Raw genomic sequence first — 26,726 nt, forward strand, 5'->3', positions numbered from 1 at the left:
ACGGTTCAGTTGCGCGCCTTGATGCGGCGTGGCGGCGCGACGTCGAGCGCGTCCGCGGTGCGATCGGAGGCCGGCGGGCACACCGTCGACGCGGCAGCGCCCGCCGCGCTGTCCGATGCCGTGATCCGCAGCAGATGCGCGGCGGCCTGGTAATCGTCCCAGTCGAGGCCTTCGGTAACGCTCGCGCAGGCGGATTGCAACAGGTGCGCGGCGTCCGCGCTTCGGCCTTGCAGGTGCCAGAGTCCGCCAAGCGTGGTCGCGGCGCGCAACTGCAACGAGCGGCAGCCTTGCACCAGCGAGAGTTCCAGCGCCGCCAGCAGACAGGCCTCCGCATCCCGTATCGCCGAGCCGGATTGCGGCAGGTCGGCCTGCCCCATGAACAGCAGTTCGCCATGGATACGCCGGAGTTCCGCGGCATACCAGTGGTCGCCGGTTTCGTCGCAGCGCGCCAGCGCGTCGACCACGGTGGCGATGCCCTCTTCCCGCCGCCCCGCGCGTCCGAGTGCGAGGCTGTATTGCCCGATCAGCATCGCGCGAGGCGCGCCGAAGTCGAGCGACTCCAGATCGTCCAGCGCCGCGCGAAACGCTTGCAGGTCGTGCGCACCATCGTCGCGCATTGACCGCAGATATTCGTCGAAGCAGCGGCAGCAGGCCTGCGCGACGCTCAGACCCGCGCGCCCGGACGCTTCCTTTAGCAACGCGATCGCTTGCGCCGCGCGTTCCCGTTTGCCGGACAGCAGCATCAGCGGCACCAGCGCTTCCACCAGCACATAGCAGGTGACAATCGCCTGTTGCTGATCGCATGCAGCGATGACGCTGTCTTCCGCGAGCTTTAGCGCCTGATCGCGCAAGCCCTGCAGCCACAACACCCGCGCGAGGGTCGCGCGGCCTACGATGCGCTGATCCACGGACTGCCCGAGCGGCAGGCCATGTTGCAGGTTCTCGCTGTGTTCCAGCAGTTGTTCGAGCGATGCGCGCGCCTGCTGTTGATCGCCGCAGTAATGGGCCGCGATTCCGAGCAACCGGTAGCCCAGAATCGTTCCGCTCGTGTCACCCACCTCGGCGGCGAGCAAGGCAAAGCGGCGTGCGAACGCTTGCGCATTGCGCGCCGCGCCGGACGATTGGTTCGCATTCCACATGCCCCACAAAGCACGCGCCTCGAACACAGGGTCGCCCAGCGCGATCGCCGACGCCAGAATCTCCGACCAGATGCCGAAGGTTTCCCGGCTCGGTCCGTTGAGGTAGACGAGCGCCGCGGCAAGCCCCGCGTGAAGCTGCATGCGCACGCGCAGGTGACGTGTCGAACCCGAACCCTGATGCGCCGAGTCCACCGCGTCGAGGGCCCGTTTCGCCCACACGCGGCATTCGTCGACGAGTGACAGCTCGTAGAGCAGAAAGACGAACTTCACGGCCAGCGTCTCGCCGAGCACGTCGTCACCCTTCGGCGATAGGGCCCAGGCCAGCGCCGCGCGCAGGTCGTCGAGCAATGCGCGCATGCGCTGGTGCCAGCCCTCGCCGAGCGTGAGCGCAGGGTCGGCGCGACGCGGCGCCTCGCGCTCCAGCAAGCTCAGAAAGTAGCGCGCATGCTGCAGCGTGACGTAGCTCAGTTCGCCGTTGTCCTCGAGCTTCTGCGTGGCGTAGGCGCGCGTGGTCTCCAGCAGGCGATACGTCGCTCTGTCACGCTCCATGCGCGTCACCACCAGCGATTTTTCGACCAGTCCCGACACCGCCGTGACCACGTCGATCTCATGCAACGCGCCATCGCCGGCGACGGCGATCGCCGCCTCCATCGTGAAGCCGCCCGCGAACACGCCGAGCCTGCGCAGCGTGGTGCGCTCCGCGTCCTCGAGCAGCGCATGGCTCCAGTCGAGCGTCGCCCTCAAGGTCTGATGCCGCGGCAACGCCGTGCGGTTGCCGCCCGTCAGCATGTTGAAGCGGTCGTCCAGATGGCCGGCAAGCGTTTCAATGCCGAGGATCGCCGCGCGCGCCGCCGCCAGTTCGATGGCAAGCGGTATGCCGTCGAGCCGGCGGCATACCATGCCGGTCAAGTGAATGCTTTTTTCATCGGAGGAAAAACGCGCGTCGATCGCGCGAGCGCGCGACAGGAACAACTCGACGGCGCTGCATTGCAGGACATCCTGGCTTTGATCGTCCTGAGCGGGCACCTGGAGCGAAGCGACCCAATACAGATGCTCGTTCACGATGCGCAGCGGCTCGCGGCTGGTCGCCAGCACGCAGATCGCCGGACCCACGCCGAGCAGCGTCTCGGCGAGTTCGGCGGCGGGGCCGAGCACGTGCTCGCAGTTGTCGAGCACGAACAGCACGCGCCGCTCGCCGAGTTCTTTGCCCACGCGCGCGAGCGTGAGCGGACCGATGGCCGGATTCACGCCGACGCTGGCCGCGAACGCCGCGAGGACACTGTTTGCGTCGGAAGTGGACGCGAGTTGCACCAGATAGACACCGTCCGGAAAACGTGGCAGCAAGCCGCGCGCGACTTCGACCGCGAGGCGCGTCTTGCCGATGCCGCCTGAACCGACTAGCGTCACTTGCCGGGCTGCGGCGAGCGTCTGCGAGATGTCGTCCAGCGCCTTGTCGCGTCCGATCAGCGCGGAGAAATGAACCGGCAGATTGTGCTGGACGTTGCGGCCTTGAGCGCGCTCCTCGGCGTGGTCGCCGGCATCCGGCGTGACGGCCGCGCTCGCCGCCGATCCGTTATGCACCAGCCTGTAGCCGCGCCCCGATACGGTCTGTATCAGCCCGCGGCTGTCGCCGAGCAGCTTGCGCAGCGTGGACATATGCACTTGCAGATTGTTCTCTTCGACGACCGCATTCGGCCAGACCTGCTTGAGCATTTCGTTCTTCGACACGAGCCCGCCGTTCGCGGCGATCAGCACAGCCAGCATGTCGAACGCACGGCTGCCGATCCGCACAGGTGTGCCGTGAAGAAATACTTCGCGACGGTCGATGTCCACCTGAAGCGGGCCAATGCAAATCATGCGGAGTATCCAGGACGCGACGATTAGAGAGAGAACAGGAGAAGAAAGGAAGTGCGGAATCGCTGCCGGGCGTCGCGTCCCAGAAGTCTAGAGCAACAGGACATCTGCGTGCGCGAAAAAAACTGACCCTATTGTTCGAATTTTTTGCACTAAACACTCACTGACTGAACGCCATCAAGCGTTCGCCGGCGCATCGCGCCACGCCGTCCGGCTGCGCACCCTCGCCTAGCCAGACCAGGCTAATCTTTGTATGATGCGTCCCAACATACTGGGTACCGAACTAGCCATGCCGAGAAAAGTACCGTCGGTCGATACAGCGTCGAAGCCCGAGGTGCATGACAGTGAGAAGACCGTCACGCGCCGGCTCGCTCCTGAAGTGCGGGAGCGCCAGATCGTGCTGAAAGCGGTCGATCATTTCGCCACGCATGGCTTCTCCGGCAGCACCCGCGAACTCGCGCGTCAACTGGGCGTGACCCAGCCGCTGCTGTACCGCTACTTTCCCAGCAAGGAAGCATTGATCGACCGCGTGTACGAGGAGGTCTATCAATGGGACACGAGCTGGGAGAAGCTGATCAAGGACCGCTCCGTTCCCATCCAGGAGCGCATGGTCCGGTTCTACTCGTCATATTCCGAGGTGATCTTGCGGCGCGAGTGGATCCGCATTTTCATCTTCGCCGGTCTGACGCGTGAAGGCATCAACTCCAAATATCTGGCGCGGCTGCGCGAACGCGTGTTTCTGCCGGTCATGGCGGAAATACGCTCGGCCTACGATCTGCCCGCGCCCACCGGCGCGAAACAACGCGAGATCGATCTCGAACTGATCTGGAGTCTGCACGCGAGCATCTTCTATCTCGGCGTGCGCAAATGGATCTACGGCCTGCCGGTCACGGACGATATCGAAGACCACATAGCCCGCCAGGTCGACGCGTTCCTCAACGGCGTACCCGCCGCGCTCGAACATGCGACGAAAGAATCCACTCGCGCGAAAAGCGGCGCCAAGGCCTGACGCCGCTTCGCTGCAAGGCTTGCAATAAGCGTTGCAAAAAGGCCGGCCAGCGAGCCGGCCGCGCTTTTCATCTCCCATCGCATCACTCCCACGCCTCACATTTTCCAGGGTAAACACCGGCAATACGCCGCTTTCTCCTGGCTGCGCATTCACCTACAATTTATCCATCGATCACTAATCGATCGATAAATAGCACAGCAGGAGTCGACCATGCCCGTTTCAAAGCTTGCCCACTACTCGATTCGCACCTCGGATCTCGAACAATCCTGCCGCTTCTACGAGCGGATCCTCGGTCTCAAGCAGGGCTACCGTCCGCCCTTCGACTTTCCGGGCGCGTGGCTTTACAAAGGCGGCGATGAAGCCGAGTTCGGCACCGTCCACATCATCGGCGTCGATCCAGACAACCCGGCCGGGCTCACCGCGTATCTCGGCGACAAGGCGCTGCCCGCGAGCGGAACCGGCACGGTCGACCACATCGCGTTTCTCGCCACGGGCGTCGAAGCGATGTGGCAGACACTCCAGGCCGAAGGCGTTGCGTGGCGCGATCGCACGGTGCCGAGCCTCGGCTTGCATCAGGTCTTCATAGAAGACCCGTCCGGCGTGACCATCGAGTTGAACTTTCCCGCCGAAGAGATCAGCCGCCTCAACGAAGCAAAGGCGGCCAACGCGCAATCTTCCAATACCGCAGGAGCATGACCATGACCCAAACTTCCGCACGCGCGCGGGCGATCATCGTAGGCGGCTCGCTGGGCGGCCTGTTCGCCGCCAATCTGCTGGTCCGCAACGGCTGGGAGGTGGACGTGTTCGAACGCGTCCCGGATGAACTGGCCGGACGTGGCGCCGGCATTGTCACGCACCCCGAATTGTTCGACGCACTCGCGGCGGCCGGTATCGAATACGACGATTCCATCGGCGTCAAGGTGCAATCGCGCGTCACCTTCGCGCAGAACGGCGCGGTGTTGTCGGCGCGCGAGCTGCCGCAAACGCTGACCGCGTGGGGCAAGATGTATCACGTCCTGCGCGCCGCCCTGCCCGACGTGCATTACCACGCCGGCCGCACGGTCGCATCCGTGCAGGACGGCCCCGACCAGGCAGTCGTGACGCTCGGCGACGGCACCCTGCTGCACGCCGATCTCGTGATCGCGGCGGACGGTTTCAAGTCGCCGATTCGCGAGCGCTTGCTGCCTGACGTCAAGCTTCAATACGCGGGCTATGTCGCATGGCGCGGCCTCGTCGAAGAAGCCGCGCTGTCGCGCGAAACCCGCGAGGCGCTGTTCGACAGGTTCGCCTTCTGCCTGCCGCCGCGCGAGCAGATTCTCGGCTACCCGGTTGCCGGCCGCGGCAACAGCACGACGCCGGGCGAACGCCGCTACAACTTCGTCTGGTATCGCGCAACGAGTGAAGACGTGCAGCTGCCTAACCTGCTGACCGATGCGGCCGGCAAGCGTTGGGAAGGCGGCATTCCGCCCACGCTGATCCGCGAGGACGTGCTCGCCGATATGGAAGACGCGGCGCTCACGCTGCTCGCCCCGCAATTCGGCGAAGTGGTGACCAAGGCGACGCAGCCTCTGTTCCAACCGATCTTCGACCTCGAAGTGCCGCAGATGGCATTTGGCCGGATCGCCCTGCTCGGCGATGCGGCGTTCGTCGCGCGTCCGCATTGCGGCATGGGCGTGACCAAGGCGGCCAGCGACGCGATGGCGCTCGTCAAAGCGTTGAACCAGCACAGCAGCGTGCAGGACGCGCTCACGGACTACAGCCTCGAGCGCACCCAGGCGGGTGCGGCGATCGTGCAGCACGCGCGTCATCTCGGCGCCTACATGCAGGCGCAACTAAAGAACGACGTGGACCGTGAAATGGCCGAGCGCTATCGCACGCCTGACGCCGTGATGCGCGAGACCGCGGTGCCCGCACGCTTCTGATATCCGTGGCGGTTGCGGCGAATCCGAACCGCTGCGCAAGCACAGCAAAAAGTCGTTTCGAAAGGAGACAAAGTGGAACATAGCGCCCCAACCTATTCGCTGAGCGCGCAATACGCCGCCACCGAAGCGCCGCCCGCGGCGAATCCGCTACTCGACGATCCGCGCTTTCGCGCGCTCGTGCGCAAGCGGCGCGCTTTCTCGTGGCTGCTCACGATCCTGATGCTGGCGGTGTACTTCGCCTTCATTCTCACGCTCGCGTTTGCCCCGGCGCTGCTCGGCCGGCCGATCGTGGAAGGCTCTCCGGCAACGTGGGGAATTCCGGTCGGCTTCGGCATGTTCGTCTTTACGTTCGTTCTCGTCGCGGTCTATGTGGCGCGCGCCAATACCTTCCATGACCGCGCCGTGAACGAAATCCGGCAAGGAGCACGGCAATGAAACGCATCTTTCTGCAGCATGCTTCGCTCATCGGCGTCATGCTGACGAGCGCGCTCACCGCGCTGCCCGCCGCTGCCGCCGAAACCGCGGCGCCGACACGTTCGCACAACCCGATCGCGATCGGCATGTTCCTGCTGTTCGTCGCGTCGACCCTGCTCATCACGCGCTGGGCTGCGCGGAAGAACAACAGCGTATCCGACCACTACGCGGCGGGCGGCAAGATCACCGCCTTCCAGAACGGCTGGGCGATCGCCGGCGACTATATGTCCGCCGCTTCGCTGCTGGGCATTTCCGCGCTGGTCTTCACGAGCGGCTATGACGGCCTGATCTATTCGATCGGCTTTCTCGCCAGCTGGCCGATCATTCTCTTTCTGATCGCCGAGCCGCTACGCAACCTCGGCCGCTATACGCTCGCCGACGTGGTGTCGTACCGGTTGAAGCAGCGGCCGATTCGCGCCTTCGCCGCGTCGAGTTCGATCGTGATCGTCCTGCTCTATCTCGTCTCGCAGATGGTCGGCGCCGGCAAGCTCGTCGAGCTGCTGTTCGGCTTCAACTACACGGTCGCGGTCGTAATGGTCGGCGTGCTGATGGTGGTGTACGTGTTCTTCGGCGGCATGCTCGCCACCACGTGGATTCAGATCATCAAGGCGGCGTTGCTGCTGGCAGGCGCGGCTTTCATGGCGTTCATGGTGCTCAGCCGCTTCGGCTTCAGCATGAATGCGTTGTTCGCGCAGGCGATTCTCGCGCATCCGAAACACGCCGCGATCATGAGCCCCGGCGGCCTCGTATCGGATCCGGTGTCCGCCGTTTCGCTGGGCCTCGCATTGATCTTCGGCACGGCCGGACTGCCGCACATCCTGATGCGCTTCTTCACCGTGGGCGACGCGAAAGCGGCACGCAAGAGCATTCTGTACGCGACGGGAATCGTCGGCATTGGGTACGCGCTGATCATTATCATCGGCTTCGGCACGATTGCGCTGGTGGCGACCGATCCGCAATATCACACGGCCTCGGGCGCGGTGACGGGCGGCGTGAACATGGTGGCGATCCATCTGGCGCACGCGGTAGGCGGCAACGTGTTTCTCGGCTTCATCTGCGCGGTGGCGTTCTCGACCATTCTCGCGGTGGTCGCGGGCCTGACGCTCGCCGGTTCCTCCGCGGTGTCGCACGACCTGTACGCGAACGTGATTCGCCGCGGCGCGGCCACGGACCGCGAGGAAATGCACGTGTCGCGGATCACCACGCTCGTGCTCGGCGTGCTCGCGATCCTGCTGGGCATCGCCTTCGAAAAACAGAACATCGCATTCATCGTGAGCCTGACTTTCTCGATCGCCGCCAGCTCGAATTTCCCGGTGCTGCTGCTGTCGATCTACTGGCGCGGGCTGACCACGCGCGGCGCGGTGCTCGGCGGCTCGCTCGGCCTGGTCTCGGCAGTGACGCTGACGATTCTCAGCCCGACCGTGTGGGTTCAGGTACTCGGCCATGCGCATGCGATCTATCCGTACGAATATCCCGCGCTGTTCTCCATGATCGTCGCCTTCGCCGGCGTGGTGTTCTTCTCGATCACCGACACCTCCGCGCGCGCCGCCCGCGAACGCGCGCTGTACGGCAACCAGCTCGTCGACTGCGAACTCGGCATGGTCAAGCCCGGATAAAACCCAACACTCAAATCATAAACAAGGAGACTGAAACATGGACTGCAGCTGCTGCATTTCACCGAAGCGCCGCCGCCTGCTTGGCACGATGGCCGCACTCGCCGGCGGCCTCGCCTCGGGTGTGCCGGCCACGGCCGCCACCGCCAACCCGGCCGCGGGAACGACCGGCCCGGCCGGCGCGCCCCGCAAAGGCCGCTCGATCGACATTCACGCGCACTACTACCCCGAGAGCTATTGCGAACTGGTGGGCAGCGAAGGCCAGAAGTTCGGCGGGAAGTTCACCTGCGACGCCAGCAGCTTCAGCTTCCAGACGCCGGCGGGCGGCCTTGGACCGCTGCCGCTCAAGTTCATCAACATCGACGAACGGCTCGCCGACATGAACGCGTCCGGCGTGGACATGCAGGCCTTGTCGTTGAGCGTGCCGATGGCCTACTGGGCCGACCGCGACTTCAACGCGAAGCTGGCGAAAACGTGGAACACGGCGGCCTCCGCTGTCCATGTCAAGCATCCGGACCGCTTCGTCGTGCTCGCGACACTGCCGATGCTCAATCCGCACGACGCGATCGACGAACTCGAACGCGCCTCCGAAATGCCCGGCGTGCGCGGCGTGTACATGGGGACCAACATCAACAACCGGGACCTCGACGATCCCCTGTTCGAACCGGTCTTCGCGCGGATCGAACAGCTGGATCTGCCGGTGTTTCTCCATCCGCAACAGACGGTCGGCGGTGCGCGGCTGGGCGACTTCTATCTGAGCAATCTGCTCGGCAATCCCTTCGACACCGCGATTGCCGGGTCGCATCTGATCCTCGGCGGCGTGATGGACCGGCATCCGAAACTGAACATCACGCTGCCGCACGCCGGTGGCGCGTTGCCGATCCTGATGGGCCGTATCGACGCAGGCTGGACCGTGCGCCCCGAAACGCGGCGGCTGGCGCAGAAACCGAGCAGCTACCTGCGCCGTTTCAACTACGACACGGTCTCGCATTCCGGCCCGGTGCTGGACTTTCTGATCCAGAACATCGGCATCGACCGGCTGGTGCTCGGCAGCGACTACTGCTTCGACATGGGCTACGAGCAGCCGGTCACGTTCCTGGATCGCCTCACGCTGCCGCCCGAGCAAAGAAATCTGATTCTCGGCGGCAACGCCGCGCAGTTGCTGAAGATCTAAAGCAAATCGCCCGCTGTCACCATAGCGGGCATTTGCTCGACCACCGAGGCGAGGATCATCGCGGTGGCGTTGGCCGGTATGCTCGCCCGCACTCTCGGCTTATAGATCAGATCGTCGCGACGGATCACTGTTCCGCTTAGCGCACAGTAACCCTTCAGACGGGCGCGGCAAACGATCCACACCTGGTCGTCGTAGCGGCAGCGGGTTGCATCCTGCCAGAGCACCGCGACCGACGTATCGGACAGACGCTCGATGACTTCCACCTGCACATGCGGCGACGGCACGCAAGCGGCCATGCGGGACGTCCGCCGCGCGCGCGACGCGTCGCCGCCCGCACTGCGATAGCTCGGCAACAGCCCGTGGATCACGTGGTCCCACACGGAGGCGGGCCCGTCCTGAGTCGTGCAGGTCTGCTCGGGCGGTGCGCAACATGCTTCGCGGCTCGCCTCGACGCGTCGCTTCAAGTGGGTTTCGCTATGCATCATGCTTGCTCCCATCGCTTGCTCCCATCAACTGGCCGTGGGCACCGCGAGCCGGCTTCAATGCCCCGGCTCGGCTTCGTAGTTGACCGGCACCCAGTCGTAGGCGTTACCGTTTTTCCTGACATGCCCCAAGCCTGGAAAAGCAATATGCGCGGCGCCCACGAGATAGCGTTTGTCCGCTGCGAGCTTGAGTGCATAGCGCCGCGAGCGTTGCGCCGCGGCGGCGTCGGTGTCGTATTCGACGGATGCCGTGGGGTTTTGCAACTGGATCGCCGCGACATGGATGACGTCGCCCCACACCAGCAGATCCTTCGAATCGCTCTGCACGAGATACGCGGTGTGGCCCGGCGTATGACCGGGGAGCGCGACGGCGCGAATGCCCGGATCGAGTTCGACGTCGCCGCTGAACGGCTTGAAGCGGCCGGCCGCGACATACGGCGCGACGCTAGCGTTCGCGGCGTCGAAAAATGAACTGAGGAAAGCGGGCGCCGTGGATTTGTTTGCCGGATTCAGCCAGTAATCCGCTTCGGCCTGGCTCACCCGCACGACCGCGTTGGGGAACGCCATCGCCCCGTTCACGATGACACCGCCGACATGGTCCTTATGCAAATGGGTGAGCAGAATTTCGTCGACCTGTTCGGGCTGGTAGCCCGCGGCGCGCAAGTTGCCGGTCAGCCGGCCACAACAGTCGCCATAGAGCACGCCCGCGCCAGAGTCGATCAGAATCAGCTTCGAACCGGTGTTGATCAGGAACGCATTGATCGATCCCTGCACCGGTGCCTGTAGAAAGTCGCGCGACAGGTCGTGCGCGATTTCGGACTTCGGTACGCCTTGAACGACGGTATCGATCGGAAAGGGATGCGTGCCGTCGAGCAATGCGGTCACTTCGAAGTCGCCGACCATGATCCGGCAAAAGCCCGGCCCCTGCGTCTTGACCTGCGGCGCGGCGGCCAACGCGGCGTGCGGCCCTATCGCCGCGCAAACGCTCAGGATGAGTGCGCACCACCAGCCAAAGTGCGTGAGCGATATGCGCCGAATCAGTGCCAACATTCCGTTTCCCGTGCCAGTTGCGATCATGAAAAAAGCATACGACGGCGCGTTCGAAACCGTTGCTAATTTTTATTAATTGTCCTGAGTGGACGGTGCTCAGGGCCGCGCCCTGCATGTCCACATGTCCACAGGCATCGCATGCGCTCATACGAGCGGATTAGAGGCGTGAATGCATGGATGAACGCGCCACCCGTATGTAGGGATAGCGCGAGCCAGCCGCGGGTCGTATTGTTTCCACATCAGGCAAACCGTTTTGCCGGATTCAACCGGATCAAGAGGTCACAGCGGCTATGGACAGAATCTTCAGCATGCGCGTGTTTTCGCGAGTGGCGGAAACCGGCAACTTCAGTGAAGTTGCCAAACATATGGAACGCAGCGCCGGCAATATCTCGCGAGCGGTGGTGTCGCTCGAAGAACATCTGCACACGCGGTTGCTCCAGCGCACCACGCGCAGCGTGTCGCTCACCGAGTGCGGCGAGCGGTACTACCGGCGCTGCAAGCAAATCCTCGCCGATATCGACGAAGCCGACGCTGAAGCCAGCGACGCGCACACGCTGCCACGCGGCAAGTTGAGGGTTCACGCCGTGCCCGACATCGGACTGAAACAGCTGACGTCCACCATTGTCGAATACCGGCACGCGTATCCCGCGGTCTCCGTCGACCTGAAGCTGCTGCCGCACATGGCGAATCTGATCGAAGACGAGTTCGACGTATCGATCGTATCCGCCTCGTCGTTGCCGGACTCCCGCAATGTGAGCAGGCTCATCGGCCGTTGCGAGCGCATTCTGGTCGCCTCGCCGGACTATCTCTCGCGGCATCCCGTGCGCAGCGTGGAAGACCTGCCGAACCACACGCTCATGCAGACCAGTTCGTCGTTCGACCCGCCGTCCGAACTGGCGGGCCGGGTCGCGGGCAATCCGGAGCAGTCCGGCCATTTCGTCGTCAACACCATGCAGGCGCTCAGAGTCGCATTGCTGGCGGGTGCCGGCGTGGGCGCCGTGCCGACCTATTCGGTCGCCGACGAACTCCGGGAAGGCAAGCTCGTTGCGCTGTTTCCAGACTACCCCCTGCAAACGACCAACGTGTTCGTGGTTTATCCCTCACGTCGCTTTGTCGATGCAAAAATAAGAACGTTCGTTGAATTCCTCATAGTGGCACTGAAACAGAAACTCGATTTGCGTATTGCGAATCTGGCGTTGACCGACCGACCCGCGGTCCCGTCAGAACGCCCTCAAGCGGTGCATCGAGCTTGAGCAGCGCGACCCTTATTCAGCCATCTGGTTAATTTTTCGCTTGCAACGCTCAAACCTAAACGAAAATTAATATTCAACGAAAATAATTTCCGAGATAATCGCGCCACTCCGCCGGTTATTGACATCTCTTGATTTTGGCAACGCGAACGGGCATGCGCATGGACCGCGACGACCAGAGGTGACGGATCATGTTGAACCAGACTGAAATTGCCTCCCCTACGGCAGCTCGCAAGAAGGATTCGCTGGGCTGTCTTTCGAACCAACTGCACAAGGACCTCGAACTCGAAGCCGGCGACTTCACGTTTTATCGCAAGTGCCGTCGTCAGGAAAAGACCAGCGAAGTGGTCACGCCCGCATCCGACCGCGGCGTCCTGATTGGCGTGTCGCTCGGCACCGGCCATCGCCGGCGCATTATCTCGGGCAGCCGCTCGGCCATGCACGAGTTCGACCGCGACTCGGTCTACATTCGCAATTTCGAAGAGGACTACCGTGCCGACCTGCACGGCGCTTTCGATTTCGTGCTGGTGGAATTTTCGCGCGCGTTCATCGCGAACACCGGCTACGAACGAAGCGGCACGAACATGACCGGCTTCTCGGCACGGCCGGGCCTCAAGGACCCTATCTTCGGCCACCTCGCGCAGGTGCTCGCGCTCGCGCTGGATCGTACGAGCGAGGCAAGCCCGTTGTTCATCGAGCAACTCGGCGTCGCCATCGGAACGCATCTGGTCGATCGGTACGGCAGCGCGCCGGCGCAATCGGTCAGGTCGGGCCGGCGACTCTCGAGCCTGCACGAGGCGCGAGCCAAAGACATGTTGCTCGCGAAGACCCAAGGCAGTGTTTCGCTCGAAGAGATCGCGAACGCCTGCAACCTGTCGCGCAGCTATTTCATCCGTGCGTTTCGCGAGACGACGCATCGCACGCCGCATCAGTGGCTGCTGGAGCAGCGTATCGAACGCGCTCGCCAGTTGCTTCGCGGTTCCGATTCGTCACTGTCGGAGATTGCCATCGCATGCGGCTTCGCCGATCAGAGCCACTTCACACGCACCTTCACGCAACTGGTCGGCACGCCGCCGGGAAGCTGGCGCCGACGCGCCGGCAACTGAGTGGATCGCGGGGCGCCCGACTCGCGCAAGGGACGACTGAGCCGGGTGGTCATCGGGCGGGGGTACAGCCGCGGCCCCGGGCACGGCCTTAGCCTCAGTCACTGCCGCAACCACACCCACACCCTCAGCCTCAGCCTCAGCCTCACCAATAGACTTTCCTACAAACCATCGCACTAACATGCAAGACACGCGGGCCAGGGGCGCGGTAACTTCCCTCCTACCAGCCCCGGCGCAAGCACCCCCTCCCCCCTATCTCCGCCGGCCCATCGACGTCGCCTCCGTACCTCGCTCGATATCCTCAACCGGTCAACGCCATGATGGAAATAGGCAGCTTTCAGATCGATCTGGAAATGCGCACTTTGCGGCGGAACGGCGAAGTCGTGCGTCTCGGATCGCGCGCGTTCGACATTCTTGTCGTGGTCGCATCGGCGGGCGGCCGTCTCGTTACGAAAGACGAGTTGATGAATGCTGTCTGGCCCGACACCATCGTCGAAGAAAACAACATTCAGGTCCATCTATCGGCACTGCGCAAGGTGCTCGGGACGGAGCGCGACCTGATCCTCACCGTGCCCGGCCGCGGCTATCAGTTGTTGCCGCGCAAGAAAAACGCGCTGCTCGATGAAGCCCGTTCGCCGGCCGCCCGTCGGCGCCGCCTTCCCCCGCCCAAGTCCGGCTTGCTGGGGCGCGACGCCGAGGTCGAACTGATCCGCTCGATGCTGCGCCGGGCGCATGTATTGACCCTGGTCGGCGCGGGCGGCATCGGCAAGACCCAGCTTGCGATCGAAGCGGCTCGCCATAGCGCGGCGGAGTTTGCCGACCCGGTCTGCTTTGTCGAACTCGCTGCGTTGACCACGCCGGAAGCCGTGCTCTGCGCCGTTGCCGAAAGCTGCGGGCTGGCTCTCCCCGGTGCGCAGATCGACGTGAGGCGCGTGGCCGCGGCACTTGCCGGCAAGCCCAGGCTTCTTCTGCTCGACAACGCGGAACACGTGGTGGGCGCCGTGGCGCAAATCGCCGACGCGCTGGTAGCCGGCAACCCGGACCTGCGTGTGCTCGTCACGAGCCGGGAGCCGCTGCGCATCATGGCCGAGACGGTATTCCGGGTCGAGCCGCTCGATGTGCCGCCGCCGCATGCCGGCGACGCGGACATCCTGCGATGCGCCGCGGTCAACCTGTTCGTTCTGCGCGCCAATTCCCTGCAGAAGACCGTGGCCACAGATAGCGCGGAGCTACGGCTCGTCGGCGAAATCTGCCGCCGCCTGGACGGCATTCCGCTCGCAATCGAACTGGCCGCCGCACGCGTCGTCGCGCTCGGCGTGGAAGGCGTGTGCCGCCGGCTGGACGACCGCATGGCGATTCTGGCGGGCGGTTATCGCACCGCGCTGCCGCGCCATCAAACCTTGCGCGCCACGTTCGACTGGAGCTTCGCGCTGCTCGACCCGGTCACGCGGGCCGTGTTCCGCCGTCTCGCGCTATTTAGCGGCACGTTTTCTTTCGAATCGATGTGCGCAGTGGTGTGCGACGAGGAACACACAACGGCGAATGCGATTGGCGGCATCACCGAACTGGTGGCGAAGTCGCTCGTGAGCGTCGAGTTCGCCGGGGCCACAGCGAAATACCGGCTCTCGGAATCGACCCGGGCCTACGCGCTGGAGCAGCTCAAGGCCGAGGGCGAGCTGCGGGAGATCATTGCGCGCAACGCGTACCACGTGTCGCGCCGCTGTCAGGCCAAGTTGCCCGGTGGGATGCGAAATATCGAAAACGAGTCCGCTACTTCGCCGGATCGTCAGCAAATGTTCGAGGATGCGCGCGTCGCTTTCGACTGGGCGTTTTCCGCCGACGGCGACCCGCGCACCGGAATCGAGCTGGCGTCGAATCTGGTCGATGCACTGCTTGACGCCCGACTGTTCGAAGAGTGCTGCGCACGCGCCGCACAAGCCGTCGATGCATTGGCCAGGCTACCATCGGGAACGGTGAGCGCCGCCAGCGAGAAACGCCTGCGCGCCGCGCTGGCCTCGGCTTCGCGGGCTGTTCGCGAGCCGCCGCCAGTGCCCGCGAAACCCGCGCGCGCGGCACAGGCGGCGAAAAAGCCGGTGCCGCACGGGCCGCCGGCCTGCTCCATTACGACTTGATAAACTCCAGCAGGTCCGCATTCACGCGGTCCGCATGCGTCGTGCACATACCATGCGGCGCACCTTCGTACACCTTCAGCTTCGCGTTCGGCATGATCTTCGCGGACAGCTTGCCGGAATCGTCGAGCGGCACGATCTGATCGGCATCGCCTTGCAACACGAGCGCGGGCACCGTCACCTTCTTCAGGTCTTCATTGAAGTCGGTTTCCGAGAACGCCTTCACGCAGTCGTACAGGCCTTTGATCGAACCCAGCATGCCGATCTGCCAGAACGAGTCGATCGTGCCTTGCGAGACTTTCGCGTCCGGGCGGTTGAAACCGTAGAACGGCACGGCCAGATCCTTGAAGAACTGCGAACGGTTATTCTGCACACCCTCGCGAATGCCGTCGAACACCGACATCGGCAGGCCGCCCGGATTCGCTTCTGTCTTCAGCATGATCGGCGGCACGGCTGCGATCAGCACCGCTTTGGCCACACGCTTCGTGCCATGACGGCCGATATAGCGAACCACTTCGCCACCGCCGGTCGAATGGCCGACCATCACGATATTGGTCAGATCGAGTGCTTCGATCAGTTCGGCGAGATCGTCCGCATAGGTGTCCATTTCGTTGCCGTTCCACGGCTGCGACGAACGGCCATGGCCGCGACGGTCATGCGCAATCACGCGATAGCCCTGTTCCGCGAGGAACAGCATCTGCGCATCCCATGCGTCCGCATCGAGCGGCCAGCCGTGGGAGAACGTGATCGGCTGGCCCGTACCCCAGTCCTTGTAATAGATCTGCGTGCCGTCTTTGGTGGTGATATAAGCCATCGCTGTTGCTCCATTCGAGGTGATTGACCGGCGTGTGCCGGCTTCCGATGCGTCAACTGAGTATTGCTGACCTTCAGTTTTCGCCTCTTTCTGATTGCCCACATTTTTCAGATTCGCACGGCCGGTCGTGCGGCTTGTCGCTCACTCCTTTCGGTGATGCGCAGCGTGAGCCCATGCTAGCTGGCGACCGGCAAACTGAAAACGAACACCGTCCCGCGCGGCTCACCCGGCGCGGCCGACAACGTGCCGCCGTGCGCTTCGACAATCGATCGGCAGATGGCGAGCCCCATGCCCATCCCGGTCGACTTCGTTGTGAAGAACGCATCGAAAATGCGCGGTGCGATATCCTCGCTGATCCCGCTGCCGTTATCCTGCACGGACACGATCACCGCGCCCCGATCGTCGACGGAAGACGTGACGGTAAGCAGGCGCTGGCGCGCGTCGAGATGGCTCATCGCATCCGCGGCGTTCATGACGAGATTGAACAGCACCTGCTGCAATTGCACCCGGTCGGCCAGCACCGAACGGTTGGCGGCCAGATCGAGCCTGACCACCAGGCTGCGCTGTTCGATTTCAGCCGCCGCCAGTTCGACCACTTCGCGCACGACATTGTCGACATAGGTCGGCACGAAGCTGGGCTTGGCCTCCTTTGCAAGCGACTGCAACGCGCGGATGATTTCACCCGCGCGCTTGCCGTCTTTCACGATATCGCGCAAGCCGCCCAATGCTTCCGGAATGTCCGGCACCGGCCGGTTGAGCCAGCGCACACCCGCGCTCGCATTCGACACGATCGAAGCAAGCGGCTGATTGATTTCGTGGGCGATCGAGGCCGCGAGTTCGCCCATCGTGGTGGCGCGCGAGGCTTTCGACAACTCGAGCTTGGCGTTCTGCAACGCCAGTTCGGTGGTATGCCGGTCGGTGAAATCCGTGACCACGCCGACAAAGCTGCTCACGCCCGAGGGCTCGCCGAGCACTTCGAGATATTTGACCGTACCGTCCGGCACGACGACGCGGAACTTCTGCCGGAACGGCGTGCGATCGCGCGCGGCCTGCTCGACGGTCTGCTGATAGAAGGCGACGTCTTCCGGATGAATCCGCTCGAGGATCGCCTGGGTGCCAGGCCCCACGTCTTCCTGCGGCAGGCCGAACACGTTGTAAAGCTCTTTGGACCAGTACCGTTCGCCCGTCAGACCGTTCCAGATGTAGCTGCCCGAGCGGCTGATCCTTTGTCCGAGCGCGAGCGCCTCTTCGCTCATGCGCAGAGCCATTTCGGTTTCCTGGCGGCGCCGGTTTTCCTCCACCAACTCGGCATAGAGGCGCGCCGTTTCGAGCGAAATGGCCGCTTGCGAAGCCAGCATTTCGAGCACCGACGTGCGGGACTCCGTGAACACGCCCGCGCTCAGGTTGTTCTCCAGATACAGCGCGCCAATGGCCTTGCCCTGTTTGACGAGCGGCAGACAGCATACGGAACGAACCAGCCGCTTCGAAAAGGCCACGTCGAACGAAAAGCGCGCATCGCGTTGCGCGTCTTCCACCACGACCGGCTTGCGCGTGCGCAACGCCGTGTAGTACACCGAGGCCGGCAGATCCTCGCGCGTGAGCCTGTCGCCGCCCAACGTCACCTGAACGCCGTCCGCCGTATCCCGCCCGCTCGCCTCGATGACCGGCACGTTGCCCTTCGACAGGATCAGCATGCCGTTCTGCGCGCCGGCGTGAACAATGGCCAGTGTCACGAGCGTGCGGATGAGTTTCTCGAGCACGATCTCCTCGGACAACGCCTGCGACGACTTCAACACAGCCACGAGGTCGAACTGATGCTGGGCATCGGCGATTTCAATCGAGGGGCGCGACGCCACCGGCTGTTCGACCGGGAGGCGCCCCGGACGGTCGCCGCGTTCGAGTTGCTCGACCTTGGCGAGCGCGCCCCAACGCGTGTAGCTTTCGATCGCGCGCCGGCGGTGGTGACGCGCCGCGCTGAACAGACCGTTCGCCTCGCAGCATATGGATGCCAGTTCGTGGGCGAGCGCGTTGCCGTGATTGAAGCCGCTTTCCGAAGCCGCCGCGGCGGCCTGTTCGTAGAGCGCCATGGCCGCGAGCGGCGCGCCGTTCAGACGCGCCACCTCGGCCTCGATCAGCAGCAGCTTGTCCTGAAAGGTCGCGGGATTGAGTCGCGCCCAGGTTTTCAGTTTCGCGAGATGCGGTTCGATGCGTGCGACGGCGCCGGCTGCATCGGCATCGCCCGAGTAGACCTTGGCGAGATTGAGCGCCGTATAGAAGTGATAGTCCAGCAGATGGATATGTGCGGGGGTCGACCACTTCAGCTCGCCGGCTTCGGCAAGGCAATGACGCGCGTTCGCGTAGTCACCGTGGAAATAGCAGGAGATGCCCTTGAACAGCCAGATCCAGAAACGCAGCGTCGTCATCTGGGTGTCGAGCAGATCGGCGTCGAACGTCATGCGGCCGTCCACCACGACGCCGAAGTTGCCCGGCAGTCCAGGGCCGCCCGTCAAACTGTGAACGTAGCGCTTCTGCAGTTCCAGAATGTCTTCCACGTCCTTGAAACGCACGCGCCTCGCGAATGACAGGCCGAGATCGATTTCCCTGTCGACCTGTTCCAGCGGCGCGCCGATCGTCAGCAGATCCGACACGATGTGGTTGCACGAGTAGCAGCTCATGGTCAGATCGCCGCTCGGGCGCGCCGATTCGAACGCATCGCGCGCGCAGTCCAGCACGTAGGGCAGCGGCTGCGTCCAGACGGCGACCGTGTCGAGCGCGACCAGCACGCTCGTGGCGACGGTGTTGAAACCGCGCTCCTTCACCAGCGTGCGCGCGAGCCGCGAGAACTCGAAGCCTTCCTCGTAGCGGCCGAAAAATTCCGCCACGTACACACCGAACCACGATAGACAATGCGCCGAAGCCGCGGTGATGCCGTGATCGACGGTGAGCTGCACCATCCGGCACAGATGCAGGAAGCCCAGACGTTCGTTCACGAACGATGCAGGCGCATAGACGCTCGCCAGCAGATTCATTTCCGATTCGATTTTCTCGTCGCGCAACATCGGCAAATCCGCGAGCGAGGCGATGCTTCGCGTCTTGAGCGATTCGTTGAGCCGGCTGTATGCGGCTTCGACATCGGCGGCTTCCGGATAGCGCGGCAGATACGTGCCGAAGAGCTTGACGCCTTCGAGCGTGGTGTCGACCGCGGCTTCATAGTCCGACAGATGCTGCTGCATGTCGACCTTCAGCTTGTAGACCGACACGCGAGCGACAACCGACAGGTCCTGCCGCAGCAGCCTCGCGATCTCCGCGCCGGCGGCATCGAAGTTCGCATTCAGGATGTGGCACTGCACCCGCAGCACCCCGATCTCGTAGCCGAACGACTGCGCGTAGTCCACCACGCTCGCGTCGAGGAGTGTCTGCGCGACGTCGAGATAGCTCAGTGCTGACTGGATGGCGATCGCTTCTTTTGCGTGGCGCGCCGCCTGCAGACAGATCTTCGCGAACAGAGCCGTTTCGTCCGGATTGAGACCGCGCAGCGCGCCGGCCGCCTGAGCCCGTTCGATATGATGCGCGATATCGAAGGCCGACTGGCTCATCGCGCGCGCGTCGAAATCTTCCGTCAGAATGGCGGCGATGCGGGCATGTTCGATACCGCGCCCGTTAGCGGGGGTCAGCGCGTATGCGGCTTCCTGAACCCGGTCGTGGGCGAAAGCGAAACCCGTCCGGTCGGATACCACCAGGCCGGCCTCGATGGCCGGTTGCAGCCGCCGCTCCAGTTCCGCTCCGCCGGCATGATCGATCCGCATCAGCGTCGAGCGGTCGAGCCGGCGGCCCATGAACGCCAGCAGCTTGAGCACGGCCTGGGCCTCGCGCGGCAAGCGCGACAGCCGTGCCACCATCAGATCGACCACGTTGTCGGACGATTCGTACTCGCTGATCCGGTCGATATCGTAGGTCCAGCGCCCGGCCATGCCGTCATAAGCGATCAGTTGGTGGTCAGCCAGCGCAAGCAGCAGTTGCTTGATAAAAAACGGATTGCCCCCGGTCTTCTCGTGGACGATCGCCGCCAACGGATAAACCTGCGCGGCGTCGCAATGCAGCGCGTCGGCGAGCAGCGCCATGACATTCGCAATATCGAGCGGGCCGACGGCAAGCGTGGCGACGTGCGCAGCGGCGCTCGGTAGCGAGTTGAGAAATGCCTTGAACTTCGGCGACCGGTCCACCTCGTTGTCACGATAGGCGCAAATCAGGAGCACATGGCGGATCTCCACGGTCGCCACGAATTGCGCAATGAACTTCAACGTGGCGTCGTCGAACCAGTGCACGTCGTCGAAGAACAGGACCAGCGGATGCGCCTGCGTCGCGAACACGGACAACAGGCGCGTGATCAGCGCCTGGAAACGCAGTTGCGCTTCGACCGGCGGCAGATCCGGCACCTCCGGCTGCTCGCCGATCACCAGTTCCAGTTCCGGAATGAAGCTCGCGATCAGTTTGCCCTGCGCGCCGACCGCTTCGCGCAACACGTCGCGCCAGCGCGCGAGCTCGCTGTCGCTCTCGCCCAGAATGCGCTGGAACAGCGAGCGTATCGCCTGCATCAAGGGCGCGTAGGGCGCGTTCTGCCCGTACTGCTCGAGCTTGCCCGAGGCGAACAGCGTAGGCGTTTGCGCGGTCGCGCGGTGCACGCTGCGCACGAGTTCAGACTTGCCCGCACCCGAGTAGCCGGACACGAAGATGAGCTGCGCCGCGCCCTGCTGCGCATTGCGCTCGAAGGCTTCGAGCAGCGCGTTGTATTCGTGCGCACGGCCGAACAGGCGATGCGTGACAGCAAGGTTCCTGACGTTGTCTTCCGCGGCCGGCTCGAACGGCGCGATGTGCTGCATCTCGTTCCAGTCGGCAAGACAACGCCGCAAATCGGCTTCGAGACCCGACGCGCTTTGATAGCGATCCGCCGGGCTTTTCGCCAGCAGCTTGAGGACGATCGAACTGAGCACCGTGGGCAGCGACGGACGATACTGCCGCGGATCGGCGGGCTGACGGGCGACGTGGTTGTAGACCCATTCGAGCGCGTCCGCTGCTTCGAAAGGCAGACGGCCCGTCAAGAGTTCGTACAACGTCACGCCGAGTGAATAGAGATCGCTTCGCTCGTCGGCCTGGCCTTCGGCGCGCCTCGCCTGCTCCGGCGACATATAGGCGAGCGTGCCGTACAGGATATCCGGCGACTCGGCGCAGGGATCCGCCGCGAGATGGAAGGCGTCGCGAAATCCCAGCAAACGAACCGTACCGTCAGTGCCTTCCAGCAGATTGGACGGCTTGAGGTCGCGATGCAGAACGCCGCGCCTATGCGCGAGCCGCAGAGCACGCGCCGCGCCGACCGCGATGCGCAGGAAACGGCCGAGCGCGATCGTGCCGTCGGCAGGCGGCAGAAGCAGCGCGCCGCCATTGTCTTCGTACACGAGTATCGGGCCGCGCGCGAGCTGGACGAGCGCGAGTGGTCGAACGCCCCACGCCGAGTCGAGTTTGTCGGCCGGCGCGAACTCCTGCGCAAGACGCCGGAAGACGGCCTCGGAGGGCACATCGGCCGGCACCGCGACCAGCCACGACTGCGCGCCGTCGCGCTTCCTCGCGCGATAGCGCACGATGTTGCCGTCGACCAGCAGCGCCTCGAGCATGAGCTGATCGAACCAGACCTGATCGAAATGCGCCGTCGCGCCGGCATCAGGCGACACTGCACGTAATCCGTCGGCAAACGCCTCGGTGCTCAATTCATTTCCCCTTCCTTCTAATGGCCAGCTGGATCAGCTCTAGCAGCGTGTCATCCGCAAAAGGTTTGCGCACGAACCCGACGGCGCCGCGTTGCATCGCACGCCGAACGGTTTCGTCGTCGCCATGCGCCGACATGAGCACGACGGGAATTTGCCTATGATCCTCTTGCAGTCGACGTTGCAAGTCGAGACCCTGCATGCCCTGCATTCTAAGATCGAGCAACACGCACAACGCGTCGTCGACGACCGGCGAGGCGAGAAATGCCTCGCCCGACGCAAACGTCATCGTCGTGTAGCCCACCGACTTGAGAAGGTTGCCGAGAGCGCTGCGTAACGACGCGTCGTCGTCGACGATGCAAATAAAGCTCATAGCTGCGGATACCCACATTGCGCCAATGTCATGCCGCCACTCGATTTCTGGCGCGACCTTCAATGTTTCAGGCGCGCCCCGCCCGGCGTCATGCTGACCTTGCGCCGCGCTTGCGCGCGACGCACGAGCAGAGGCACGATCCCATTCCTTTGCATGTTAGGGGCCGGCCGGCGCTTCGCACTATCACACTTAGGTATGACGCCGTGATGCACGCCGGCGCTCCCGGCCAGGTCCTGCATCGGCTGTTCCGTCGTCCGCATGCTGGCTGGCATCGCGCTCGCGAACCCTTCGACCTGAACCGTTTTCCTCAAGCCGCCGCCTTCGTGAGCTGGCTCAGATACGCGTGAATCTGACTCACCACGGCAGCCCCGTCGCCCACCGCCGCCGCGACCCGTTTCGCGGACTCCGAGCGCACGTCGCCAACAGCGAACATGCCCGGCACACTGGTTTCGAGCGGATAGCGCGCGCTCGACTCGGAGAAGCCGTGCTCGCTGCGCGCGAAGCCGGTCACGACGAAGCCGCGGTTGTCGAGCTCCACGCCGCTCGAACCGAGCCAATCCGTTTTCGGGTCCGCGCCGATGAAAAGAAACAGGTGGCGCGTGGAAATCACTTCGTCCGCGCCCTCATCCTCATGGCGGATATGCACCTCGGTCAGTCCGCTTTCGTCGCCGCCGAGTTCGCGTAGCACGCAGCGCGTGCAAAGCGTCACATTCGGCAAGGACCCGATCCGGTCGATCAGGTATCTGGACATGCTCGCGTTGAGATCCGCGCCGCGTATCAGCACGCGAATGCTGCGCGCGAAGTTCGCCAGAAACACGACCGCCTGGCCCGCGGAATTGCCGCCGCCCATCAGCACGATGTCTTGCCCTTTCACGAGCTTGGCCTCGATTGTCGATGCCCAGTAGAACGTGCCGCGCCCTTCGAAACGGTCGAACCCGGGCACCGTCGGCTTGCGGTACGCCGCGCCGCTCGCCACGACGACGGTGCGCGCGCTGATGCGCTGCTCGTCCTCCAGCGTGAGCATGAAGATGCCGTCATGACGGCTCACGTCCATGACCTTGCCGGGAATCGCCAGATGCGCACCGAACTTCAAGGCCTGCTGGAACGCGCGGGCTGCGAGCGCCTGGCCCGAAATGCCGGTGGGAAAGCCCAGATAGTTCTCGATGCGGGAACTCGCGCCGGCCTGGCCGCCCGGCGCGCGCTGGTCGAACACGGCGACCGACAGACCTTCGGTGGCCGCATACACGGAGGCGGCCAGTCCCGCCGGTCCGGCGCCGACGATCGCCACGTCATACACGCGCGATTGCTCGAAGGTCGGCACGAGGCCGAGGCACGACGCGAGCTGCGCCTCGTCCGGCGCGCGTAGCACGTAGCCGTTCGGACAGAACACCAGCGGGAAATCGCCCGGACCGGTCGTCATGCCGCCCAGCAGCTTCATGGCTTCGGGATCGGTGCGGGCGTCGATCACCATCGCCGGATAAGCATTGCGACGCAGGAAACCTTGCAGCCGGATCAGCCGCGCGTCGTCGCCATTGCCGACGATCACCGGTCCGAGCCCCTGCTCGATCAACCCGAGCCGCCGCAGAATCAGCGCGCGCATGATGTGCTCGCCGAGTTGCGCGTCGGCGACGATCAGCGCGCGCAAGCGCTCCGGCTCGATCACGAGCGTCTCGACGTCCGTCAGCGCGATGCCGTCGATCAACGCCGGCTTGCCGGAGAGCTGCGCCATCTCCGCCATGAAGTGGCCGTCGTCGTGTTCGGTGACGACGGTCGAGCGCCCGAAGCTGTCGCGCGACTCGATCCGCACGCGGCCATGCAGCAGCACGAACAGGCCGAGCGCCACCTGCCCGGTTTCGAAGATCAGTTCGCCGGCCTTGAACGACATCGGCCGCGCGAAGCGGCGCAGGCTCGCGATCTCGGCGGCGGAAAGACGGGGGAACATCTGATGCCTGCGATATTCCAGCGAGGAATACGGAAACTCGAGTTCCGAGGGCGTGGTTGCGTCGACGGATATGTCCGGAGTGCTCATAGCTTGACCTCATCTGGCCCGTCGCCGTAACGACGGTTTGCCGGTAGCGCGTGCGCTACCGCTTGCTGTTCAATACACTCTTGCTGCTGTTCTATACCTCTACCAGCCGAACTTGAGTTCGGCGCCCACGTAGTCGGCATTGCGCGCGCCCAGATCGCGCAGTGACGGACCGACCTGAAAATGCACGGCTTCCAGCGCCGCCGCGAGATTGGCGGCAACCGCATAGTCGGCGCGCAGTTGCGTATAGAAACCGGTCCACGGGGTGCCATGTCCCGCCGTCCCCGGCACGACCGACGACCCCTGGCCGTACACGGCGTCCGCGGTGGTCTGACGCCATTGCAGGCCGACGCCGGCCAGCAGCGTGAGCTTGCTGCTCGGCTTGAGGATGAGCGTCGGCTTGACGTGCACCAGGTTCGTGTAGCCGGTGTAGCCGGCCAGCGCGAAGTAGTAGCCGTTCGGAAAGAGCGGATTGAAGGTGCCGATGCGCCCGTCTTTCGGATGACTGTCGCCCGAGGCGGCGTCCACCTGAATGCCGAGGCGCGGCGTCCACGGCAACGAGGTCAGCGTATAGCCGGCCAGCGAGCCGACCGCCCACGCGCCGATGGTCTTGCTGCCGACATGTCCGGACTGATACATCGCCTCGACGTCCCAGTCGATCGGCGCGACATTGCCGGCGTAGCGCGCGTCGAACACGTCGCGGTGTTCGTCGCCGCTCGCGTCGAGGAACTTCGCGTTATTGCGGTTGTAGCGCGAGTAATACGCGGACAGATCGCCCGGCCCGACGTTCTTGCGCTCCACGCGCACGCCGCTAAAAGTCAGATCGCGATTGGAGACGTCGTCGAAATCCGAGTTGTCGCGGTATTGAACCGGCTGCGTTGCGTAGGCGATCCAGCGCCACGGGCCGGTTTCATAGTCGGCCCAGATCGCGTCGAACGCCTGGCGCACGTTCGGGCCGTCGCGCACGGAAACGAAACGCTGCAAGTCGAACGCCATTTCCTGGCGGCCGACGCGAAACTTCACCGTACCGGGCCCGAGCGGTTCGGTAATCGCCACGAACGCCTGGCGCAGATCCAGCGGGTTCTTGTCGACCGGCGTAACGACATCCTTGCCGTAAGGCCGCGCGTCTTCGAATTGCGTGAAGATCTGCACATGAGGGCCGAGGCGCACGTCCGCGTGAACTTCGAGCCGCTGCAGCAGGTAGGTGTCGTCGTGCGCCGCGCCGAGGCCGAACAGCGGTGCGTCGTTGATTTCGAGCCGTTCGCGCAGCACCATGCCGAGCGAAATATACGCGTCCGGATTGCCGAACAGCGGAATGTACTTCAGCGAATCGAAGGGCTTTTTCGGCACGCAGGGGTTGGCCAGCGCCGACCAGTTTTCCTGCCAGCGATTGAACATGATCGCGGGCCGCGCGCACGACGGCGCCGCCGCGGCCGCCGTGCTGCCGGTCGTGGACGTATCGTCCGCGCCGCCGAGCGCGGTGTCCGCGGCCACAGCCGGCAGCGCCGCCGCCAGCCCCGTGCTGATCAGCAACGCGCGGATGGCGCGGCGCATGCGCCGCACTCTGAACGGCGCCACGACGTTTGCCTCACTTGCCATCGTGCACTTCGGCAATGTACCCACCCGGGAATTCGAGCATCGCGGTCTTGCCCGATCCGCTCGCATACGCCGGGTACACCACCTTCGCGCCGGCCGTTTGCGCGCGCTCCAGCGTCTGCGCCACGTCGTCGACGCCGTAGCCGGTGGTTTCACGTCCGAACGGGAACGGCAGCTTGCCGTCCGTCACGAACACGATCATGCGGCCGAAGCCCGACGTGATACGGATCTCGCGCACCGTCTCGCCCGGGCGGCCGATCACGCCGGCATCCGCGCGCGGGTTGTCCGACACCACCTTGCCGTGCGAGAAGTGCAGCCAGCGGCGCACGAAGTTGTTCGCTTCATAACGCGACACGTACACGCGGTTGTCGGGCACGCTCTGCAACGGCGCGTAATTCGGCGCCTTGGTGTGCCAGTAGAGCTGCATCGTCAGGCCGCCCGGCCATTGAATGATCGCGTCCTTGCCGATCGGATCGTCGAACGGCTCGACCAGCACGTCGGCTCCGGCCGCGCGCGCCGCTTTCACGCCCTGGTCGATATCCGTGACGAGGTAGCCGGTGCGCTCATTGCCGAACGGATAGGGAACCGGCGTCTCGAAGCCGAACACCGACAGCATGCCGACCGGCGTCTGCACGTATTGCGAGGCCGTCTTGCTCGGCGTCGGCGTCACGGTGAAAACCGCGCGCGGCGAGGCCTTGCCGCCGAAGGTCGCGAGGAAGCTGTTGACGAACGCGTCGAGATCGGCCGAGGCGACGTACACATGCGTGGTGTCGTACTGCGGACCGACTGACACGTCCGGGTGTTTCACCAGCGCGACCTTGCTGCCCGGCACTTCCGGCGGCCCCGCATCGGCGAGGGCTGACGAAACCGGCGTGAACCCGACCAGCAGCGCGGCGCACACGAGCGCGATGGAGCGGTACCTATGAAGCGACTTGAACATTTGACTATCCGTTTGAGTG

The 26,726-nt window shown here is 64.2% G+C and carries 18 protein-coding genes; 9 read left to right on the plus strand and 9 right to left on the minus strand.

Features of this window, described 5'->3' with window-relative positions; translation table 11 throughout:
* Nucleotides 1-5: 5 nt before the first annotated feature.
* Nucleotides 6-2,996 carry an ATP-binding protein gene (locus BLW71_RS25660; protein WP_091803361.1) on the minus strand — a complete coding sequence of 997 codons (2,991 nt, stop codon included), beginning with the start codon at nucleotides 2,994-2,996 and terminating at the stop codon, nucleotides 6-8.
* 286 nt (nucleotides 2,997-3,282) lie between these two features.
* Between BLW71_RS25660 and BLW71_RS25665 the strand changes: the two genes are divergently transcribed.
* The 6 genes from BLW71_RS25665 to BLW71_RS25690 all read left to right on the plus strand — a co-directional run bounded on the left by BLW71_RS25665 (nucleotide 3,283) and on the right by BLW71_RS25690 (nucleotide 9,185).
* Complete coding sequence (locus BLW71_RS25665) at nucleotides 3,283-4,002, plus strand: TetR/AcrR family transcriptional regulator (RefSeq protein ID WP_091803364.1); 720 nt, start codon at nucleotides 3,283-3,285, stop codon at nucleotides 4,000-4,002.
* 210 nt (nucleotides 4,003-4,212) lie between these two features.
* Nucleotides 4,213-4,698: a VOC family protein gene (locus BLW71_RS25670; protein WP_091803368.1), complete on the plus strand. Its 486-nt coding sequence runs from the start codon at nucleotides 4,213-4,215 to the stop codon at nucleotides 4,696-4,698.
* Entirely contained in the window at nucleotides 4,695-5,924 is a 1,230-nt protein-coding gene (locus tag BLW71_RS25675) for an FAD binding domain-containing protein (protein ID WP_408184252.1), read from the plus strand. The genes BLW71_RS25670 and BLW71_RS25675 overlap by 4 nt, the downstream gene beginning before the upstream one ends.
* Before the next feature lie 72 nt (nucleotides 5,925-5,996).
* Complete coding sequence (locus BLW71_RS25680; protein ID WP_091803374.1) at nucleotides 5,997-6,359, plus strand: DUF485 domain-containing protein; 363 nt, start codon at nucleotides 5,997-5,999, stop codon at nucleotides 6,357-6,359.
* Complete coding sequence (gene actP / locus BLW71_RS25685) at nucleotides 6,356-8,014, plus strand: cation/acetate symporter ActP (RefSeq protein ID WP_091803378.1); 1,659 nt, start codon at nucleotides 6,356-6,358, stop codon at nucleotides 8,012-8,014. Before BLW71_RS25680 ends, actP begins: the two co-directional genes overlap by 4 nt.
* Before the next feature lie 37 nt (nucleotides 8,015-8,051).
* Nucleotides 8,052-9,185, plus strand: coding sequence for an amidohydrolase family protein (locus tag BLW71_RS25690; protein ID WP_091803381.1), 1,134 nt, complete (start codon nucleotides 8,052-8,054; stop codon nucleotides 9,183-9,185).
* On the opposite strand, the gene BLW71_RS25695 is transcribed toward BLW71_RS25690, so the two are convergent.
* Both BLW71_RS25695 and BLW71_RS25700 read right to left on the minus strand, forming a co-directional pair.
* Nucleotides 9,182-9,667, minus strand: a complete 486-nt coding sequence (locus BLW71_RS25695) for a DUF3331 domain-containing protein (protein ID WP_177205187.1) — start codon at nucleotides 9,665-9,667, stop codon at nucleotides 9,182-9,184. The genes BLW71_RS25690 and BLW71_RS25695 overlap by 4 nt on opposite strands.
* Before the next feature lie 57 nt (nucleotides 9,668-9,724).
* Nucleotides 9,725-10,717, minus strand: coding sequence for an MBL fold metallo-hydrolase (locus BLW71_RS25700; protein WP_091803387.1), 993 nt, complete (start codon nucleotides 10,715-10,717; stop codon nucleotides 9,725-9,727).
* Nucleotides 10,718-11,007: 290 nt separating this feature from the next.
* Here BLW71_RS25700 and BLW71_RS25705 point away from each other — a divergent pair, with 290 nt between their 5' ends.
* The 3 genes from BLW71_RS25705 to BLW71_RS25715 all read left to right on the plus strand — a co-directional run bounded on the left by BLW71_RS25705 (nucleotide 11,008) and on the right by BLW71_RS25715 (nucleotide 15,202).
* Nucleotides 11,008-11,970, plus strand: coding sequence for a LysR family transcriptional regulator (locus BLW71_RS25705; RefSeq protein ID WP_091803390.1), 963 nt, complete (start codon nucleotides 11,008-11,010; stop codon nucleotides 11,968-11,970).
* 188 nt (nucleotides 11,971-12,158) lie between these two features.
* Complete coding sequence (locus BLW71_RS25710) at nucleotides 12,159-13,073, plus strand: helix-turn-helix domain-containing protein (protein ID WP_091803393.1); 915 nt, start codon at nucleotides 12,159-12,161, stop codon at nucleotides 13,071-13,073.
* Between the two features lie 314 nt (nucleotides 13,074-13,387).
* Nucleotides 13,388-15,202: an ATP-binding protein gene (locus tag BLW71_RS25715; RefSeq protein ID WP_091803397.1), complete on the plus strand. Its 1,815-nt coding sequence runs from the start codon at nucleotides 13,388-13,390 to the stop codon at nucleotides 15,200-15,202.
* Here the strand turns inward: BLW71_RS25715 and BLW71_RS25720 are convergent.
* From BLW71_RS25720 to BLW71_RS25750, 6 genes are all read right to left on the minus strand, one after another.
* Nucleotides 15,192-16,013, minus strand: a complete 822-nt coding sequence (locus tag BLW71_RS25720) for an alpha/beta fold hydrolase (RefSeq protein ID WP_091803400.1) — start codon at nucleotides 16,011-16,013, stop codon at nucleotides 15,192-15,194. The genes BLW71_RS25715 and BLW71_RS25720 overlap by 11 nt on opposite strands.
* Before the next feature lie 176 nt (nucleotides 16,014-16,189).
* Nucleotides 16,190-21,739 (minus strand): ATP-binding sensor histidine kinase, encoded by a 5,550-nt coding sequence (locus BLW71_RS25725; protein ID WP_143048397.1) that lies wholly within the window; start codon nucleotides 21,737-21,739, stop codon nucleotides 16,190-16,192.
* Nucleotides 21,740-21,776: 37 nt separating this feature from the next.
* Nucleotides 21,777-22,163 (minus strand): response regulator transcription factor, encoded by a 387-nt coding sequence (locus tag BLW71_RS25730; RefSeq protein ID WP_286162101.1) that lies wholly within the window; start codon nucleotides 22,161-22,163, stop codon nucleotides 21,777-21,779.
* Between the two features lie 289 nt (nucleotides 22,164-22,452).
* The gene (locus BLW71_RS25740; RefSeq protein ID WP_091803412.1) at nucleotides 22,453-24,174 is read right to left on the minus strand and encodes an FAD-dependent oxidoreductase; all 1,722 of its coding nucleotides are present in this window, start codon (nucleotides 24,172-24,174) and stop codon (nucleotides 22,453-22,455) included.
* Between the two features lie 99 nt (nucleotides 24,175-24,273).
* The gene (locus BLW71_RS25745) at nucleotides 24,274-25,770 is read right to left on the minus strand and encodes an alginate export family protein (protein WP_286162102.1); all 1,497 of its coding nucleotides are present in this window, start codon (nucleotides 25,768-25,770) and stop codon (nucleotides 24,274-24,276) included.
* Nucleotides 25,760-26,707 (minus strand): VOC family protein, encoded by a 948-nt coding sequence (locus BLW71_RS25750; protein ID WP_091803415.1) that lies wholly within the window; start codon nucleotides 26,705-26,707, stop codon nucleotides 25,760-25,762. The genes BLW71_RS25745 and BLW71_RS25750 overlap by 11 nt, the downstream gene beginning before the upstream one ends.
* Nucleotides 26,708-26,726 lie beyond the last annotated feature (19 nt).

This window comes from Burkholderia sp. WP9 (genome assembly GCF_900104795.1).
Classification (GTDB): Bacteria; Pseudomonadota; Gammaproteobacteria; order Burkholderiales; family Burkholderiaceae; genus Paraburkholderia.

What these genes read in the sequence shown, in the direction of transcription:
- BLW71_RS25705 (WP_091803390.1), top strand. Translation starts at nt 11,008, where the DNA reads ATGGACAGAATCTTCAGCATGCGCGTGTTTTCGCGAGTGGCGGAAACC.
- BLW71_RS25690 (WP_091803381.1), top strand. Translation starts at nt 8,052, where the DNA reads ATGGACTGCAGCTGCTGCATTTCACCGAAGCGCCGCCGCCTGCTTGGC.
- BLW71_RS25660 (WP_091803361.1), bottom strand. Translation starts at nt 2,996, where the DNA reads ATGATTTGCATTGGCCCGCTTCAGGTGGACATCGACCGTCGCGAAGTA.
- BLW71_RS25715 (WP_091803397.1), top strand. Translation starts at nt 13,388, where the DNA reads ATGATGGAAATAGGCAGCTTTCAGATCGATCTGGAAATGCGCACTTTG.
- BLW71_RS25750 (WP_091803415.1), bottom strand. Translation starts at nt 26,707, where the DNA reads ATGTTCAAGTCGCTTCATAGGTACCGCTCCATCGCGCTCGTGTGCGCC.
- BLW71_RS25695 (WP_177205187.1), bottom strand. Translation starts at nt 9,667, where the DNA reads ATGCATAGCGAAACCCACTTGAAGCGACGCGTCGAGGCGAGCCGCGAA.
- actP (WP_091803378.1), top strand. Translation starts at nt 6,356, where the DNA reads ATGAAACGCATCTTTCTGCAGCATGCTTCGCTCATCGGCGTCATGCTG.
- BLW71_RS25670 (WP_091803368.1), top strand. Translation starts at nt 4,213, where the DNA reads ATGCCCGTTTCAAAGCTTGCCCACTACTCGATTCGCACCTCGGATCTC.
- BLW71_RS25720 (WP_091803400.1), bottom strand. Translation starts at nt 16,013, where the DNA reads ATGGCTTATATCACCACCAAAGACGGCACGCAGATCTATTACAAGGAC.
- BLW71_RS25745 (WP_286162102.1), bottom strand. Translation starts at nt 25,770, where the DNA reads ATGGCAAGTGAGGCAAACGTCGTGGCGCCGTTCAGAGTGCGGCGCATG.
- BLW71_RS25730 (WP_286162101.1), bottom strand. Translation starts at nt 22,163, where the DNA reads ATGTGGGTATCCGCAGCTATGAGCTTTATTTGCATCGTCGACGACGAC.
- BLW71_RS25740 (WP_091803412.1), bottom strand. Translation starts at nt 24,174, where the DNA reads ATGAGCACTCCGGACATATCCGTCGACGCAACCACGCCCTCGGAACTC.
- BLW71_RS25665 (WP_091803364.1), top strand. Translation starts at nt 3,283, where the DNA reads ATGCCGAGAAAAGTACCGTCGGTCGATACAGCGTCGAAGCCCGAGGTG.
- BLW71_RS25675 (WP_408184252.1), top strand. Translation starts at nt 4,695, where the DNA reads ATGACCATGACCCAAACTTCCGCACGCGCGCGGGCGATCATCGTAGGC.
- BLW71_RS25710 (WP_091803393.1), top strand. Translation starts at nt 12,159, where the DNA reads ATGTTGAACCAGACTGAAATTGCCTCCCCTACGGCAGCTCGCAAGAAG.
- BLW71_RS25700 (WP_091803387.1), bottom strand. Translation starts at nt 10,717, where the DNA reads ATGTTGGCACTGATTCGGCGCATATCGCTCACGCACTTTGGCTGGTGG.